At 56.3% G+C, this 15,898-nt stretch carries 15 protein-coding genes and 1 tRNA gene; 8 read left to right on the top strand and 8 right to left on the bottom strand.

What is annotated here, in order from left to right; genetic code table 11:
- Nucleotides 1-6 precede the first annotated feature (6 nt).
- Nucleotides 7-81: transfer RNA gene (locus tag AB7F49_RS32255), tRNA-Gln, on the top strand.
- A gap of 62 nt (nt 82-143) precedes the next feature.
- Here AB7F49_RS32255 and AB7F49_RS32260 read toward each other — a convergent pair.
- Nucleotides 144-836, bottom strand: coding sequence for a hypothetical protein (locus AB7F49_RS32260; protein WP_428529928.1), 693 nt, complete (start codon nt 834-836; stop codon nt 144-146).
- Between the two features lie 281 nt (nt 837-1,117).
- Nucleotides 1,118-2,053: an aminotransferase class IV gene (locus AB7F49_RS32265; protein WP_428529929.1), complete on the bottom strand. Its 936-nt coding sequence runs from the start codon at nt 2,051-2,053 to the stop codon at nt 1,118-1,120.
- Between the two features lie 557 nt (nt 2,054-2,610).
- Between AB7F49_RS32265 and AB7F49_RS32270 the strand changes: the two genes are divergently transcribed.
- The 6 genes from AB7F49_RS32270 to AB7F49_RS32295 all read left to right on the top strand — a co-directional run bounded on the left by AB7F49_RS32270 (nt 2,611) and on the right by AB7F49_RS32295 (nt 8,208).
- Complete coding sequence (locus tag AB7F49_RS32270; RefSeq protein ID WP_428529930.1) at nt 2,611-3,903, top strand: aspartate aminotransferase family protein; 1,293 nt, start codon at nt 2,611-2,613, stop codon at nt 3,901-3,903.
- 354 nt (nt 3,904-4,257) lie between these two features.
- Complete coding sequence (locus tag AB7F49_RS32275; protein WP_428529931.1) at nt 4,258-5,130, top strand: transporter substrate-binding domain-containing protein; 873 nt, start codon at nt 4,258-4,260, stop codon at nt 5,128-5,130.
- Nucleotides 5,131-5,168: 38 nt separating this feature from the next.
- Nucleotides 5,169-5,804, top strand: a complete 636-nt coding sequence (locus tag AB7F49_RS32280; RefSeq protein WP_428529932.1) for an amino acid ABC transporter permease — start codon at nt 5,169-5,171, stop codon at nt 5,802-5,804.
- The gene (locus AB7F49_RS32285) at nt 5,801-6,577 is read left to right on the top strand and encodes an amino acid ABC transporter permease (protein WP_428529933.1); all 777 of its coding nucleotides are present in this window, start codon (nt 5,801-5,803) and stop codon (nt 6,575-6,577) included. Before AB7F49_RS32280 ends, AB7F49_RS32285 begins: the two co-directional genes overlap by 4 nt.
- On the top strand, nt 6,561-7,322 hold the full coding sequence (locus tag AB7F49_RS32290) for an amino acid ABC transporter ATP-binding protein (protein WP_428529934.1): 762 nt from the start codon (nt 6,561-6,563) through the stop codon (nt 7,320-7,322). Before AB7F49_RS32285 ends, AB7F49_RS32290 begins: the two co-directional genes overlap by 17 nt.
- A 106-nt stretch (nt 7,323-7,428) precedes the next feature.
- Nucleotides 7,429-8,208, top strand: a complete 780-nt coding sequence (locus AB7F49_RS32295; protein ID WP_428529935.1) for an enoyl-CoA hydratase-related protein — start codon at nt 7,429-7,431, stop codon at nt 8,206-8,208.
- Between the two features lie 310 nt (nt 8,209-8,518).
- Here the strand turns inward: AB7F49_RS32295 and AB7F49_RS32300 are convergent, their stop codons facing one another.
- Nucleotides 8,519-10,153, bottom strand: coding sequence for a sigma-54 interaction domain-containing protein (locus AB7F49_RS32300; protein ID WP_428529936.1), 1,635 nt, complete (start codon nt 10,151-10,153; stop codon nt 8,519-8,521).
- Nucleotides 10,154-10,497: 344 nt separating this feature from the next.
- On the opposite strand from AB7F49_RS32300, the gene AB7F49_RS32305 reads away from it, so the two are divergent.
- Nucleotides 10,498-11,664: a CaiB/BaiF CoA transferase family protein gene (locus AB7F49_RS32305; RefSeq protein WP_428529942.1), complete on the top strand. Its 1,167-nt coding sequence runs from the start codon at nt 10,498-10,500 to the stop codon at nt 11,662-11,664.
- 33 nt (nt 11,665-11,697) lie between these two features.
- On the opposite strand, the gene AB7F49_RS32310 is transcribed toward AB7F49_RS32305, so the two are convergent.
- The 5 genes from AB7F49_RS32310 to AB7F49_RS32330 form a co-directional block, all read right to left on the bottom strand.
- The gene (locus AB7F49_RS32310; RefSeq protein WP_428529937.1) at nt 11,698-12,153 is read right to left on the bottom strand and encodes a hypothetical protein; all 456 of its coding nucleotides are present in this window, start codon (nt 12,151-12,153) and stop codon (nt 11,698-11,700) included.
- A gap of 454 nt (nt 12,154-12,607) precedes the next feature.
- Nucleotides 12,608-14,236 carry a recombinase family protein gene (locus tag AB7F49_RS32315; protein ID WP_428529938.1) on the bottom strand — a complete coding sequence of 543 codons (1,629 nt, stop codon included), beginning with the start codon at nt 14,234-14,236 and terminating at the stop codon, nt 12,608-12,610.
- Nucleotides 14,237-14,252: 16 nt separating this feature from the next.
- On the bottom strand, nt 14,253-14,825 hold the full coding sequence (locus tag AB7F49_RS32320; protein ID WP_428529939.1) for a DUF2924 domain-containing protein: 573 nt from the start codon (nt 14,823-14,825) through the stop codon (nt 14,253-14,255).
- Complete coding sequence (locus AB7F49_RS32325) at nt 14,822-15,169, bottom strand: DUF3489 domain-containing protein (RefSeq protein ID WP_428529940.1); 348 nt, start codon at nt 15,167-15,169, stop codon at nt 14,822-14,824. Before AB7F49_RS32325 ends, AB7F49_RS32320 begins: the two co-directional genes overlap by 4 nt.
- A gap of 125 nt (nt 15,170-15,294) precedes the next feature.
- The gene (locus AB7F49_RS32330) at nt 15,295-15,516 is read right to left on the bottom strand and encodes a hypothetical protein (protein WP_428529941.1); all 222 of its coding nucleotides are present in this window, start codon (nt 15,514-15,516) and stop codon (nt 15,295-15,297) included.
- Nucleotides 15,517-15,898: the final 382 nt, after the last annotated feature.

A 15,898-nucleotide genomic window follows, 5' to 3' on the forward strand; every position in this document is an offset into this window, starting at 1 on the left:
GGCCTTTGGGGCGTAGCCAAGTGGTAAGGCAGCGGATTTTGATTCCGCCATTCCCTGGTTCGAATCCAGGCGCCCCAGCCAGCGACGCCGGTCTCTCCAGGCGATCTCCGTGTGACGAAAAAAGTGGCGCAATATCCGCGCCTTCAAAGGCACCGCGTAGTCTCTGTAAGCTGGTGCCGCCCAAATGTTTGCCGCGACAGGCGAATTTTCCTGAAAGTCTCAGGCCGCGAATTTTTGATATCCGCGTTTTGTTGACGTGAGATTCGGTTCGAGAATCGAAGAGACTCAGTTCGATATTTTAATACCGCAACGCGGTTAGAAAACCGCACTTGGTGCCTGCACTTTCTCTCGGAGGGCAGGAGTTGAGCCCGTTCGCGGGTGATCCGCTTCGCGTCTTCCTCTTCAGGCGACGGAATCCGCACAGGGCGGCAGACCGATTTGTCGCCGAGCAAATATGCCTTCAGCACAAAGGCCATCGATTCGACATCGATCCGATCGATCTTCACCCGTCGTCCTCGGCGTGACACGAGAAAGCTCGATGCGTCGAGGACAGTCGTATCGATGCCGCGATCGATAAGAAACCGAGCGAGCCAGAAGCCGTCATAGCCTGCCTCAAAACAGACACGCAGCCGGGCGTCTGGATACCCGAGGTCGTCGGCCTTTGCGACAAGCCTGCTTAACGCGGCGAGGAGCCCGTCCGTGTCGCCTCCGCTTACCGAGATGGTCGCGACCTGATCGCGCCCGGGGAGGAGCGCTCCCACCAGCCATTTACTGCGGCTCAGTTCCAGCGCCACGTAGCAATTGGCCCGCTCTAAATTGTCATTCCTGCTGTTCATGCTGATCCTCCTTGCGTATTTCCAGGAAGATCGGACAATCGGCCTCCGCGGAGAACCTGCATAGGATCTACAACGAGGAACGACCCCACAGCGCGATCGGTAACAAACGCCCGATCGAGTGATCGGCCGGTCAGAGGCGCACGCCCCGCCCTGACCGCAGCACTCTGGAAAAACGCCAGCAAGGCGGTCTAAGGATGGGCAGCAGCTCACAGCATTCGGAGCAAGTCCATAACGGAAACCGCAGAGGTTTTCCGAACTTCTTCTTCCGACTCGTTGCTATTTCAGGGCGAAAGTACAGGAGTGGCGGGGGCGCTACATTTCTGAGCTTGAGAAACGATATCAATCCCCACGAGTCTGCTCCAACTCTCGGTTAAGCTTTTGGTCGTCGGCCCAGGTGTTTCGCGCCCAATCTCGGCGCCGTTCAAAGTTGCGATAGGTAAAATACCGTACGGCGTACTTGATAGAAAGGCCTCATCGGCAGTGTAGAGGTCGAGTAGTGTAAAATCGCCCTCTACAACCTCTACATTAAGTCTAGACGCTAACTCAAAAATAGTCGTGCGGCTAACTCCTACCAGTATGTTGCGGCTGGTTGGGGTAAATAGCTGCCCTCCCTTAACCCAGAAAATATTCCCGCTGGAGTTTTCGGAGATGTTTCCGTTAATATCCAGCATCAAACTATATGCCTCGGGATCTGATCCCTTCGCCTCTAAATCCGCCAGTATATGATTCATTTTTCCGGAAATTTTGGCTTTTGCATCGACGCATTGCGAGGGCGTTCTCCTGATCGACGGAGTAACAACCTTGGCTCCAACCATCATTGGTTTAGCGAAGTTAAAAAATGGAACTGGAAATGTGCTAACAATCACATTCGCACGTTTGCAGTCGAGCACGCTACGCGAGGGAGGATTGACCCCTCGTGTAACACTCCACCAGATCATATCGTCATGGTCGGAAGCCACTAACGGCATATTGCGTTCCACTACTTCGTTCGTAATTTTTTCCATTTCATCGATGGAGAGCGGCAAAGGCATGCGAGTATAAAGGCAAGAACTGTAGAGACGTTCGATGTGCTCACGAACCTTGAAGGGGCGGCGATTATAAGTGCGAGCCGCGTCGTAAACGGAATCCCCCCACTGAACTCCTCGATCAAAAACTGAGATAGAGGCCTTGCTCTCGGGCACAAAAATGCCGTCGACGTAAACAGTACGTTCTTGCATCGAAGCCTCCGAGATTATTTCCCAATTTTGCCGCAGAGCGTATCTTCGGATTGCTCTAGAGCGCTGCAGCAATATATATGCCATGTTAACTCGGGTCGGACGCGATCGGCTAGTAAGGTAGCTGACCATGCGTCATCCCGTCATTCAATGGCAGTTTCCCATGATGACGGTGGTGTCGCTAGCGCGGACAGTTTGTCCTTAGAAGTGTCTGTTCAGAGGACAGAACATTAATCTTTCTGTCGATCTCAGATCAAGACTCAATTTTGACTGTCTGCGAATGGAATCGCGAGTGCTTAGCTGCGACGGCCTTCACGTAGAACTGGTCTTATTTGGCGCGCAAATATGCCGCCGCTGCAGGGCACGATCCGGTTTCATGCGCACTGAACGGAAAGCTCTTAGCCGTTGTTGCCGCGACGGGTGGCAGGTTGCAGCATCCCTGGCCTGCGCTAGCCCAGCGGTCCGAGGGCCAAATGGGGTTCGGGTCGAAAGCGGCACGCGCTTTGCTGTTATCGTATGATAAGTGGATGTGAGGCTTGCGGCCGAGAGGACATTTGACAATGCCAAGCATGGGAAATGATGCGCAGACAGCCATTCTCGATCGGGCGCGCTTTGTTATGCCTGAAGGGCACTTGGGAAACACGGATGCGAAAGTCATCGTCCGTAATGGAAAGGGGGGGCGGATTTGGGATGTCCTCGGTAACAGCTATGTTGATTTTATGCTCGGCTCTGGTCCCATGCTGATTGGGCACGCGCACCCGGCCGTGGTCGAGGCGGTTGCGCAACAGGTCGGGCGTGGCTCCACATTCTTTGCAACGAACGAGCATATTGTCGAATTGGCCGAGCAGATTGTCGCCGCGGTGCCTTGTGCGGAGAAGGTTCGTTTCACGTCGTCGGGCAGCGAGGCGGACGCCTATGCGATGCGCCTTGCGCGCGCTTATCGCGGGCGCGATAAAATTCTTAAATTTGAGGGCGGCTATCATGGAATGAGTGATTACGGCCTTCAGAGCCTGTGGCCTGCCGTGGCGGGAAACTCGCCGCAATCAATAGCGGATTCGGCGGGGATCCCCGCCAGCGTTAGCGGCGAGGTTGTCGTTGCGCGGTTTAACGACTTGGAGTCGGCAAGCAGCATAGTCGCCGATTTTCGGAAGGATCTGGCAGGTATCATTGTTGAGCCAATGCAGCGGCTTATTCCGCCGGCGCAAGGCTTTCTCCAAGGGCTGCGCAATCTCGCCACAGAATATGACATTCCTCTCATTTTCGACGAGGTCGTTACCGGGTTTCGTCTCCATTATGGAGGCGCCCAAGCCTACTACGGAGTCACGCCGGACATCTGCACCTTGGGTAAGGTATTGGGAGGCGGATATCCGCTGGCCGCTGTAGTCGGCCGCGCGGATATTATGGCTCATTTCGACCGTGACGCGGTGCCTGTCGAAAGCTTCATGCCGATGCTGGGAACGCTTAGTGGCAATCCAATCGCGGCCGTTGCCGGTCTGGCGACGCTTAAAGTGCTGCGGGAACCGCAAGCGTATGAACGGCTGCATGCAACGGGAAAGCGCCTCATGGAAGGTTTGCGTGCCGCTCTTTCTAGGCACGGTTGCGTTGCGCAGATAATCGGCGAGCCTCCGCTTTTTGATGTCGCGTTCACGGAGCACTCTATTCGTAACTACCGCGACACAATGACCGTTGATAAGGCAAGGCAGTTGCGTTTCAATCAGGTCATGCTTGCGAATGGAGTCTTCAAAAGCAGTGGAAAGATCTACGTTTCGCTTGCTCATGACGACTTTGACGTTGATCAAGCGTTCAATGCTTTCGAAATCGCGGCCGAAGCGTGCAGGCCAGGACCGAATTAAGCAGACCGAGGCTTCCCGCCAGGTGATCGATCGTGAGCACGGGTTGACCTTAATCCTCTGGAATCGGTGCTTCCCATCCGGATGAGTCACCAATCAATATCCAGTCAATATATCGGATCGACGGGTATTTCGCCGTTAAGTGCGCTTTCGATCGTGTCGCATGGGTCGGTGATCGCGAGTGGCATATTAATTGCATTACCGTCTAAAGTGTCGGTGAGCCGTAGGTTGTGCGGTCAGGCTTATGCGTTCCGAGTGCGCGGCTGACTTAATGCCGCAAGCGAACGAGCATGCAACGGTCGGCGGAATGGGGCCGCTGTGAAGCAGCGGCGCTCTATAAAAAAGGGGAGAGGATAAATGCTGCTACTTGCCAGATTTTCGGTCGCCATTATTATGGTGCTGACGGTCGCTCATATGGGCGCGGCAAATGCTGCCACATGTAATGCCGACACTCAGATCGCAAAAATCCTGAAACGCGGAAAGCTGCTGGCTGGCGTGCGTTACGACTTCAGGCCGGCCGGCTATATCGATGAAACGGGGAAAAATGTCGGCTTCGGCGTCGATATAGCGCGGGAATTTGCAAAGCACCTGGGGGTATCTGTCGAGTTCGTGGCGACAACGTCGCAGACGCGCGTTCCGTTGCTGCAGAACGGAATGATAGACGCGGAATTCGGCGTGACTACGCCGGAAAAAGTGCGGGAAGAAGTCGTTGGATTCTCCATTCCCTATATCTGGGACAAAACAATTATTATGGTCAAGGCGGGCAGGAGCACAAAGCCATCAGACTATTTTCAGGATCCGAAATCAGTAATCGGTGCCACGCAAGGAAGCAACTACGTCCGAATTTGGCAAAATTTGGCGCCTAAGGCGAACATGCGACTTTACCAACAATACCCTGAAATAATGGAAGCTTTAATTCAGGGGCAAGTCGATGTGTTTCTTGTTTCTGAGGCGACCGGTGTCGAGATGAAGAAAAACCTCGGGACTCATGCTGATGGCGTCGTGATCGGAGATTCTTTTCTTGCGGATCCGTTCGCGATCATGATGGCTCCGGGCGATTGGCGATGGCGTAATTGGATAAATTGGGGTTTGCAGCGCCTTTGGGGTGAGGGCACGTTCCAGCGTCTATATAAGACATATTATAACGTCGAGCCGTCGTTTGATCTGTGGCACGGCCAACAGTTGCAGCCGCGTGTATCTGAGATAGGTAAGGAATGCGATCCTTGGTAAAAGTGGAATAAGGAATCGGAACGCGCGAATACATTGCTATGGATTGGTCTGTCGTTTGGGATTATCGCCAGTTTCTGGCGGAAGGGTTGTGGCTGACGGTCCAGTTGTCCCTCGGGGGTATAATCGGCAGCACGCTTCTCGGTGTGGCTGTCGGTTGCCTCGGAACGCTTCCGTCCTATTTCGCGCGACGCTTGATCTCAAGTTATGTTTCGCTGCTGCGGAATCTTCCGCTCATCCTGAAGTTGTTTTTTTTGCACTTCGTACTCGGGGTGAACGCATATGCGTCCGGGCTCATAGCGCTAACCCTGCATCAAAGCGCGTATATCGCGGATTTGACGACATCGGGATTGCGATCCATTCCTTCGGGACAGACTGAGGCGGCGCTCGCACTGGGGCACTCGCGGAGGGGAGCGCTTTGGTATGTGATCGCCCCTCAAGTGATCAGGACGATCATCCCGGCGCTCATAACTCAGTATGTTGGCGTCATTAAAAACTCAGCGGTTGCCATGCTTTTGTCGTTGCAGGAGCTGACCTTCATGACTCAAAAGATTGAACACGAGACGTTGCGAGGGTTTGAAGCCGTAGCTGCCGCAACCATACTTTACCTGTCACTCATGTTAATCGTTACGGGAGGTATGACGGCCCTTCATCGCACGTTAAGGCGGCCGTCATGAGTGAGGCGACGGCACGTGCGGCCGTATCTTCGGCCTTACGGGCTGAGCGTCGAAAATATTGGCTCTGGAACTTCTTGCTGCTTGCGTTCGTATTGCTCTTGGTTTGGTCGGTTAGGGATTTCAGGTGGAGCGTTATCGGTCGCTCCTGGCCGTATTTATTGGAGGCTTTCGGCCGCTCCTGGCTGCTGTCGATAATGGCCGTGGCCGGCGGAATGCTGCTTGCGGTCCCCCTCGCGGCGGGGAGACTCTATGGCTCTGCAATGATATCTTATCCCTGCATCGGAATAATCGAGTTTGTTCGGTCGATGCCGGAGATGATGCTTATATTCTGGATGTATTTCGGCCTGCCATCAGTAACGGGATATGCGGTTCGGCCTTGGTCGGCGGCAACGGCGGCCTTGGTTCTCATAGCCGCGGCCTATCTGGCGGAAGTTATTCGTAGCGGGCTATATACGATCCCGAAGTCTCAATGGGAGGCCGGCACGGCGAGCGGCTTAAACAATATGCAGACTTTTCGATACGTCGTCTTGCCGCAGGCGCTTCGGAATATGCTTCCCGCGTTTATCGCCACCCTTATTATTCTTTTTAAAACGACCTCCTTGGTTTCGGTTATCGGCGTTGTCGATTTTTTCCGCGCTATCGTGCTAATGAACAATGCTCAATTTGCTCCGTACCCCTTCTTTCTCGTGTGCGCGGCCGGATATCTCGTCAGTTGCGGGGTCCTTTCCTTGATTTTGCGGAAATTGGATCCACGATATGTTGTCGGAGAATAACGCCGTAATGAAAGAGCCGATAATCGAATTCCGTAAGGTATTTAAGTTTTTCGGAAGCGTGAAGGTTCTTGATGACGTCAGTTTTTCTGTTCGACCTGGCGAGGTTATCGTGGTTTGCGGCCCGAGCGGATCGGGAAAGAGTACGATGATCCGATGCGCCAATGCGTTGGAGACCATCCAGGCAGGCGAGATTTTCATTGACGGGCGCCCGGTCGGCAGTCGCCGGAATGATTTGTCGTCTTTGAGGAGGGAGGTTGGAATGGTCTTTCAGCAATTCAATCTCTATCCACATTTGTCGGTGTTGAAAAATATTACGCTGGCGCCGACGAAGGTCCGGAAGCTTGGACTTGCGGAGGCAAATGCTCGTGCCCGTCAGTTGCTTGAGCGCGTGGGAATTGCGGATAAGGAGGCTGCTTACCCCGATCAACTTTCGGGCGGGCAGCGCCAACGCGTAGCTATAGCCCGTGCCCTGGCGATGCAGCCGAAAATTATGCTTTTCGACGAACCCACGTCGGCGCTCGATCCAGAAATGATCACCGAAGTTCTCGATACGATGGCTGCGCTGGCGGAGGATGGAATGACGATGATCGTCGTCACCCATGAGATGGCTTTTGCACGTCGCATCGCTGATCGGATTCTTTTTATGGATGCTGGCCGTATGATAGTGGATTCTCCGCCGGGAGAATTTTTTGATAGTGCAAGCGACGATCGAGTGAAGAAATTTCTTGCAAAGATCTTGCGCTAACGCGGATATGATAGATTTCACGGAATTATATGCGTGCGAGACGTGCTTTGTTCGATGCTGCTCTATAACAGCAACGCGGAGCGAGGCGAACCCAGGACGAAACGAAGTGACTTACGAAACGATTTTGTATGAAGAAGACGGGCCCATCGGCATGATTACCCTCAATCGGCCCGACGACGGCAACATGTTCACGGCGACGACGTGCCACGAGATCCGCGACTGCATCAATGAGATCCGTCGCGAGACGCGCACGCGCGTGATCGTGCTCACCGGCGCCGGTGAGAAGTTCTTCTGCATCGGCGGCCGCAAGGACGGCATGGAGAAGACCACGCTCTACGCCGGCACGCTCCCGACCCTGGACATGTATGAATCGATCGAGCGGCTGCAGAAGCCGGTGATCGCGTCCGTCAACGGCTTCGCGGTCGGCGGCGGCCACGTGCTGCACATGGTCTGCGACCTCACCATCGCCAAGGAAAGCGCGGTGTTCCGTCAGGTCGGCCCGATGATGGGCTCCTTCGATGCCGGTTACGGCACCTGGTATCTCGAGGACATCGTCGGCAAGAAGAAGGCCAAGGAGATCTGGTTCCATAATCCGAAGATGAGCGCGAAATACGCGCTCGAGCTCGGCCTCATCAACAAGGTGGTGCCGGACGATCAGCTCAAGGCGGAGACGCGCAAGTTCGCGCTCGAGATCGCGGACCGCGGCGCCTTCGCCCTCGCGGCCGTGAAGGGCGCCTTCAATGCGCGCCACGGCGGCGTTTCCGGCCTTTCGCGCGTGACGCACGATCTGCTGCTGCGCGCCTATATGGAGGGCGAGGAAAGCCACGAGCTCAGCGATTCCTTCGGCAAGAAGCGCAAGCCGGATTCGAGCAAGTTCGGGCACTGACCATGCGGCCGTTTCTCACGCTGCATCATCCCGCTGCGGCGCGGCGCTACTAGGCGCAAGGCAATTGGTGCGAGCGACAATATCTTCAGGCGTGAACTTGTCGAAATGGTGAAGCGCGGCGAACTTATGTCGTTGCCCAATGCACTGGCGTCAGAAGGAAAGTGCTTGTTAGTGCCCGTGATGCTAACCGGCGCGACGAGTTCGTACTCCTGACGCTAGACTACCAGGAAGCGCTGAATGTGCTCCTGATAGTCGATTCGCGTAAATGTCGCTGCTACCCGCTTATCGGAAGGAAGGGAGTTGATAAGGCTTAGAAAGCGCTCAGCTTTTTGTACAGGTACGATCGCGAGATTCCCAGCTCTTTGGCTGCTCGCTTTTTGTTGCCTTGGTTACGCACCAGCGCTTCACGAATAAGGCTGTCCTCAACGTATGCGACTGCATTTTGGAGGCCGCTGGCTGTGGTTACTTTTGACATCTCTTCGGTTCGAATCGAAGTGCTAGAATGTCCGGAATCTGAACGCTTGAAATCGGAGATCCGCAGCCGATTATTGTTGCAAAAAATGACCGCCCGCTCCACTTCGTGACGTAGCTGGCGAATATTGCCCGGCCACTGCTGCTCGGCGAGGTAAAGATAAATTTCGCCATCTATCTCCGGAACTGTGACCCGATGGCGGCTACAGAATTCCGAGATAAATTTTCCAATTAGAATCGGAATGTCGGCTATGCGCTCGCGTAATGGTGGCACATTCAGGACGATTGGACTAATTCGATAATAGAAATCGAGACGAAAACGCTCATTTGAGATGAGGTTTTGAAGATTGCGATTAGTTGCTGCGATTAATCGGAAATCTACCTCGCGGTAGGTGTCGCCGCCGACGCGCTGCACAACTCCTTCTTCTAAGACCCGCAGTAATTTTGCCTGGACATCAAGCGGCATGTCACCAATCTCATCAAGGAAGAGGGACGATTTACTCGCTTGCTCAAACTTCCCTCGGCGCCCTTTACGGTCTGCGCCAGTGAACGATCCAGGCTCGTACCCAAATAGTTCGCTCTCGACCAAGCTGCTTGGTAAAGCTGCAGAATTGACGATCACCATTTTTTGCGTTCGTCGTGTGCTCAAACGGTGGACGGCGTGGGCGACGAGCTCCTTGCCGGTGCCACTCTCTCCCAGAATCAGTACGGGAATATCTAACGGTGCGATGCGGATTATATCCGCCTTCAGGCGACAAATTGCATCGCTCTCGCCGATAATGGTTTCGAGGTCGAACGCGTCGCGCCGAAGAATGTCTGCTTCACGTCGGTAGAACTCCAGTTCTTTCTCGAGAGCATTGACCCGACAGTTGAGGGCTTGGACTTGCTCTGGACTTTTGAACATCACGCGTCCGATTACGCCAACCAACGTGTCGTCGTGGAAGATCGGGATACGGTTGACCACACGCTCATGACCGCGCATGCGCTGAATGTCACCAATTTCGGCTTTTCCTGTCTTTGCCACGTGGTCGAGACGCGTATTCTCAATAACCGAATTGACCGGCCGGCCAATGGCTGCGCCGCGATCTAGGCCAAAAAAGCCTTCATGCACTGGCGAGAGAAATGCGATGCGGCCTTGGGCATCAACGACCGTCATTGCGTCGAAGGGATTGGTCAGCAGGTGGTGGATGATGTCCCAAGCAAAATCGACCGCCGCAGTGAATTCGAACACCGTGGCGGTGATATTATCAACTATGATACAGATGTGGTGAGTGCCGATATGAGCCCAAAGGGAGATGGCGTTCCAGGTTGTGGTTGCTATTGGCATGATGCGGCGTCGGATTGCCTCCGAGCGCCAAGCGTCATTCTCAGCCAAAGCGATGACCCGGGGATCAGCTCCTAGCCCGACCGAGTATGTAACGCGCCCATTGAAGTCTGTCACGATCGCGCCGCCTATATTTTTTGCGTCTTTCATCGCGCTCCGCCCATTGGCCGATCACTCGCTAATTCATCTTTGTCACATTTATCCAATCGTTATGCGGCGGCGGTGTTTACAAGACGGACACCACTCGTTGCATTTGTCCTACCTGAGAACACTACCGCAGCTACTGCATTATTCAAATTCTCGTTCCGAAGTTTCTTCTTGGGCACCTCGAAACTCCTGGTGTTGCTTGGCACGCTCGTTGCTTGAGTTTCCAGCAGACTAGATATCTGAAAGTGGTGTGAGCTCGTCGACGAAGGAGCGGTGATGATCCGCACGCAGAGCCGGTGAAGCTACCAGTCACGCAAATTGGCTCGGGTTTCCGCCTACTTGAAGGCGTGCGGGTTCTTGACCTAAGCACCTCGGTCGCTGGACCCTATGCGGCGATGCTGCTCGGCGACATGGGGGCCGACATTCTCAAGATCGAACGCCCCTACATCGGTGATGATGCGCGCGCTTGGGGGCCGCCGTTCTTGGACGGAGAGTCGTTGTGGTACATCTCGGTCAACCGCAACAAGCGCAGCATCACTCTTGACTATTCGAAGCCGCAAGGTCGGGAAGTCCTTGCGGCGCTGATCATGGCCAGCGATGTAATAGTCGTCAATCAGCCGGCGCAGGTCCAGGAGAAGCTTTGCGTCGATGCTGCTTCGTGTCATGGCTTGCACTCCCGCATCATCCATGTATCAATTACCGGCTTTGGCGTGCGCGGAGAACGAAGCGGTCTGACCTGTTATGACTTAATTGCCGAAGGCTATTCAGGCATTATGGACATCACGGGTGATGCCGACGGGCCTCCTCAGAAAATCGGCGCACCAGCTGCTGACATGTTGGCCGGGTCCGACGCCGCTTTTGCAACCGTTGCCGCATTGTTCGATTGTTCCCGAACTGGGAACGGGCACGTCATCGACATATCGTTAGTCGAAAGCATGACGCGCTTTCTCGCGTGTCGAATTGTGCCCTATCTCGGATCGCAGGAGCTACCGCGTCGCTCAGGTGGGAAGGATAGTGTAATCGCTGTCTATCAGATTTTCGAAACTGCCGATCTCCCTATGACGCTTGGGCTGGGTAGTGATCGTATCTGGGAACGGTTTTGGTCGGCAATTGGGATGCCAGATGTCAGTCGCCGATCCCGATACAATTCGAATGCGAAGCGCCGGGAGCACAGAGCAGAAATCATCAAACTTATCCAGAAAGTTCTACTTACCAAGCCGCGTGATCACTGGCTTACTTTGTTGGGCCGAGTCCGTGTGCCAGCCGGACCGATCTATCGTGTTGATGAAGTGGCCGCCGACAGGGCGTTTCATGATCGTGGCCTGTTGTATATTCTTGAGGCTGACGGTCGGCAGGTTCCGCAGGTCGGAACCGGCTTCCAAGTCGACGGCCAAGCTAACGTGCCGCGGATGTCGCCACCGAAACTCGGGGCCTCTACCGTCGAAATATTGCGAGACATCATAAAATTGAGCGATGCTGATATCGCGATGCTTCGTAAGAGCCGTATCATCTAACGGGCAGAATTCTCTATTCTCTGGGAGATCGCGCTATAAAATGCTTGAGTGGCTGTCAGCTGTGTCTACTTGGATTTCCGCGATCGCCTTCACCGTCGCAGGCGAAATAAACGCCAGCGGTGCCAGCAGGCGGATGTGACGCTCGACTTTGTCCTCTGCCTTAGCAATCTCATGCAGTGACGCGACACGTCTTTCGGCAAGATCGTCGACCCAGCGGCGTGCTTTGGCAATCGCGAGGTGGGCGTCGCGAGTCTCAGGCTTCATTCCCGAGGTATGCGACGGTGTATGCGCTACACCTTTAATGGTGCCCGTTCCTGGCGGCGACCATGTCATTTTTACAACTGTACCAGGGCCATCTTCGCCATCGGCGTCATTGGGACCTCCTGTCTTTCTGCGCCCGTCGGTTGGCATGGGCTGCTTGGCAGACTTGAGTCTTATTTCGATAGTGCGCTGCTTGACGGTGATCGCTTCGACGTGGCGCTCGAGCAACTCATCGTCGCGCAGATCTGGTCCGTTCTCCTGGTCGCTCGCGAACTGGGCGCGGAGCTAATTGATATCCATTCGACACTGCGGCGATGATGCTGGCGATGGCGCGGGAAAGCGGCTTGTCGATCATGGAGATGAAGCGTAACAACGAGGAAGTGTCACGCTCACGGCAATGTGGAAGTGCAGGTTGCGCGCATCAGCCCGGCAACAAGATGCGCACAGAAGCGGCTCACGGTCTTTAACACCGACTACCGCGATGGAATATCGAGACGCAGTTCGAGGCTCCCGCTATCGACTTCGCATTGGCGGTAATGGCAATCTCTAATTCTCGCGGAAGATTGTGCAGGTGCTGCCGCGCCCGCCGCACATTTCGAGTCGATTAACTAGTACCGCGCGGTGATCGCCGACTGCGCAGTTTTGTATTATTTCTTGTGCAGTTGAACACGCGGGGACGAGCTCAGCCAGAGGATGGCACTGGAGGCGACCATTCGTCATCGACATGCTTGGCAAGCCCAGTCACGGTAAGGTTCTGATCCACCCGGCCGTCCACGATCGCTTTCACCGTTGCGGGTGAAACAAATGCCAGCGGCGCGAGCAGCCTGACATGACGCACAACCTTGCCTTCCGCCTTGGCAATCTCATGCAGTGACGCGACGCGTCCTTCGGCGAGATCGTCGACCCAGCGGCGTGCCTTGGCAATGGCGAGGAGGAGCGCGTCGCGAGCCTCGGGATTCATTTCCGCGACCTGCGAAGGCGCATGCGCCACACCTTTAATGATGCCCGTCGCTGGCGGTGACCACTTAACTTTAAAGACTCTGCTCGGATCATCTTCACCGTCGGCGTCATTGCGACCTGCTGCCTTGCCGCGCCCCATGCGCTTGTCACCCAGTGTCTGCTTTGCGGACTTGAGGGAGATCTCGATTGTGCCCTGCTTGACGGTGATCCCTTCGACGTGACGCTCGAGCAATTCCTCGTCGCCAAGATCTGCTCCGTCCTTCCGCTCGTCCTCGAACCGCTCTCGCAGCGCATCGATAACGGCAGCCTCGACCTCTGGCGCCGGCACGCGCGAGACGCTGCCAGCTTGGTGCGAGCGCTTCTGCAGGATCGCCATCGAGATGTAATAACGATAGCGCGCGCCGTTCTTGTTGGTGTGGCTCGGCGTCATGCGGTTGCCGCGCTCATCGAAGAGGCGCCCCGCAAGGAGGGTGCGCGTGCTCTTGAGCCGGTTCATGCGCTCGACGGTATTGGCGTCGAGGATGCGCTGTGCTGCATCGAAGACGTCGCGGTCGATGATCGGCTCATGATCGCCGCGGGCGACATGACCACGATAGACGACGTCGCCGACGTAGAAGGGGTTGCGCAGAAGATTGGCGACACCGGCCATGGAGATCGGCATGGCGATGCCGCGTGTCGATGTCTTGGGTCTTCCCGAGAGCGAGCGGATGCCTTGCCTGGCGAGCTCCTTGGCGAGAAGACCGAGGGATCGGAGCGCGACATAACGCGTGAAGATCATGCGGACCCGCTCCGCCATCTCGGGGACGACGACGAGCTTCTTGTTGACGCTCTTGTAGCCTAGCGGGACGGGCCCGCCGACCCAGAGCCCCTTGCGTTTGGAGGCTGCGATCTTGTCGCGGACCCGTTCGCCGATGACCTCGCGCTCGAATTGCGCAAAACTCAGCAAAACATTCAAAGTCAGTCGGCCCATGCTGCTGGTGGTGTTGAACGACTGGGTGACCGAGACGAACGAGACGTTGTGCCGGTCGAACAGCTCGACGAGCTTGGCGAAGTCGGCAAGGGAGCGGGTGAGGCGATCGACCTTATAGACGACGATGGTGTCGACCTTGCCGTCACGCACCTCGTCCAGGAGTGATTGCAGGGCAGGGCGCTCGAGCGATGCGCCCGAGAAGGCGCCGTCGTCATAGCGATCGGGAACGAGGCGCCAGCCCTCATGCGCCTGACTTTTAATATACGCCTCGCAAGCTTCGCGCTGTGCGTCGAGGGAGTTGAACTCGAGATCGAGGTTATGGTCGGTCGACTTCCTGGTGTAGATCGCGCAGCGCAGGAGCTTCTTTGCCGGTTTATCCATGGCGATGGTTCCCTCGCTAGACAGTCGCGCGAACGTGACGCCGGACAACGCGACCAGCGTCGTCCAACCTGAGCGGCGGCTTGAGGACGCGCTTGCGGCGCCGTGGCTTCATATCCCTGAGAGCCGGCGCCGCAGCTTCATCGGCGTCCTTGGCCATGCGCAGTCCAAAGAAGCGCGGCCCGTTCCATGACGTTCCGGTAATCGCGCGGGCGATGATCGAGAGGCTGGCGTAGGTCTGCTCCCGCCACACATAGCCATCCGGGACGACTGTGACGGTGTGGCGCTCGCCGCGATATTCCCGGATGAGAACGGTGCCGGCTTTCAGACGGCGGCTCGGCTCCGCTCCTCCTTTCCCATCACACGCCAGCCGATCGAGCAACTGTGCGGTTGCCCGGTCGAGGCCACCGAAGGCCTCTTCCTGGATGCGGTAGGCGATCATGCGACCGAGCAGATCCTTGGTGAGCCCCTTCGGCGGCGTCCGGCCGAAGGTCTGTCGCCAACGAAGACGCAGACGATCGATCGCCATCGCGCGGATCTGCGCGATCTCCGCCGCGATGGCGGCAACATCGATGTCGGACTTGGCTTTCATCGCGCACCGCCCTTCGCGCGGCTCGCTGCGCGCTTCATCGAAGGCTTTGCAGCAATGCGATAGACGCGTGCCCCGTTCACAACCTCCGAGGTGAGGTTCAGCCCCAGCTTCTTGCGGACCACACCGGCGAGGAAGCCGCGCACCGAGTGGGGTTGCCAGGACGTGGCCTTCACGATGGCGGCAACCGTCGTGCCTTTCGGTTGCTGAAGGAGGGAGAGAACTTTCGCTTGCTTGGAAGTGGTGGACGACCGCGCGCGTGGCGCGGGCGGGTTCGGACGTTTCTTCGCTGAAGATCGTGACTTGCGTGCCGATGATTGCGACTTGGATGACGTGGGACGGTCCATAGAAGTCCTCCTGATGCGGCGGCGGGATGCCGCCACCACCACGACCCCGCAAGGGCGCCAGGCGCCGGCGGGGCAGGGGACCTACGATCTGATGACGAGCGTGTCAGTCTCGCTGATGACGAGCGTCAATCCCGGCAGGTGCGGTTCAAAAGACTCGCGGCATTTAAATAGGTCGTGACTTCATAGAGCGGCTGCTCGACGTCGAGCACGATGGCAAGGGCCTGTTCGAGATTGCCGGCTTCGCCGCAGGTCTCGGCCGCTTTTGCGGTCGCGGCTGCATTTTCCAGCCGTTCGCGAATCTCGGTCAAAAAGCATCTGATCGTGGCGTCGGGGATATCGGTCGTCATCGCTGTGTCCTTCGTTACGAAGGGCACACACGCTCTGTTTGCGTATGAAGTCGAGTGGAATGTCGAAGATGCCGGGCACTCCGCTGCGTTGCTGGACATGACGGTAAACGCACCTGTCTCTGCGCGCCGCCTCGGCGGTTTACGCCTGCGGAAGTCTGGGATTGTGGGCGCAAGCTCGGCGATGTTCGCGCAACGTTCACGTGTTCCGCTGGCGGAACACAACCTGAGTTCCCGTCCTGTTCTCGACGCCTAGGCGAGACGCTTGAGCAGCGTCCGCAGAGTCCGAACCGGATCGGCGCCGATTGCATCGACAACGTCGAGGAACTCCAGCACGTCGAGCCGGCGCTCTCCGCCTTCGACCTTGGCGACGAAGGACTGGGGC

This window comes from Pseudorhodoplanes sp. (assembly GCF_050250235.1).
Lineage (GTDB): Bacteria > Pseudomonadota > Alphaproteobacteria > Rhizobiales > Xanthobacteraceae > Pseudorhodoplanes.

What these genes read in the sequence shown, in the direction of transcription:
- AB7F49_RS32260 (WP_428529928.1), bottom strand. Translation starts at nt 836, where the DNA reads ATGAACAGCAGGAATGACAATTTAGAGCGGGCCAATTGCTACGTGGCG.
- AB7F49_RS32265 (WP_428529929.1), bottom strand. Translation starts at nt 2,053, where the DNA reads ATGCAAGAACGTACTGTTTACGTCGACGGCATTTTTGTGCCCGAGAGC.
- AB7F49_RS32270 (WP_428529930.1), top strand. Translation starts at nt 2,611, where the DNA reads ATGCCAAGCATGGGAAATGATGCGCAGACAGCCATTCTCGATCGGGCG.
- AB7F49_RS32275 (WP_428529931.1), top strand. Translation starts at nt 4,258, where the DNA reads ATGCTGCTACTTGCCAGATTTTCGGTCGCCATTATTATGGTGCTGACG.
- AB7F49_RS32280 (WP_428529932.1), top strand. Translation starts at nt 5,169, where the DNA reads ATGGATTGGTCTGTCGTTTGGGATTATCGCCAGTTTCTGGCGGAAGGG.
- AB7F49_RS32285 (WP_428529933.1), top strand. Translation starts at nt 5,801, where the DNA reads ATGAGTGAGGCGACGGCACGTGCGGCCGTATCTTCGGCCTTACGGGCT.
- AB7F49_RS32290 (WP_428529934.1), top strand. Translation starts at nt 6,561, where the DNA reads ATGTTGTCGGAGAATAACGCCGTAATGAAAGAGCCGATAATCGAATTC.
- AB7F49_RS32300 (WP_428529936.1), bottom strand. Translation starts at nt 10,153, where the DNA reads ATGAAAGACGCAAAAAATATAGGCGGCGCGATCGTGACAGACTTCAAT.
- AB7F49_RS32315 (WP_428529938.1), bottom strand. Translation starts at nt 14,236, where the DNA reads ATGGATAAACCGGCAAAGAAGCTCCTGCGCTGCGCGATCTACACCAGG.
- AB7F49_RS32320 (WP_428529939.1), bottom strand. Translation starts at nt 14,825, where the DNA reads ATGAAAGCCAAGTCCGACATCGATGTTGCCGCCATCGCGGCGGAGATC.
- AB7F49_RS32325 (WP_428529940.1), bottom strand. Translation starts at nt 15,169, where the DNA reads ATGGACCGTCCCACGTCATCCAAGTCGCAATCATCGGCACGCAAGTCA.
- AB7F49_RS32330 (WP_428529941.1), bottom strand. Translation starts at nt 15,516, where the DNA reads ATGACGACCGATATCCCCGACGCCACGATCAGATGCTTTTTGACCGAG.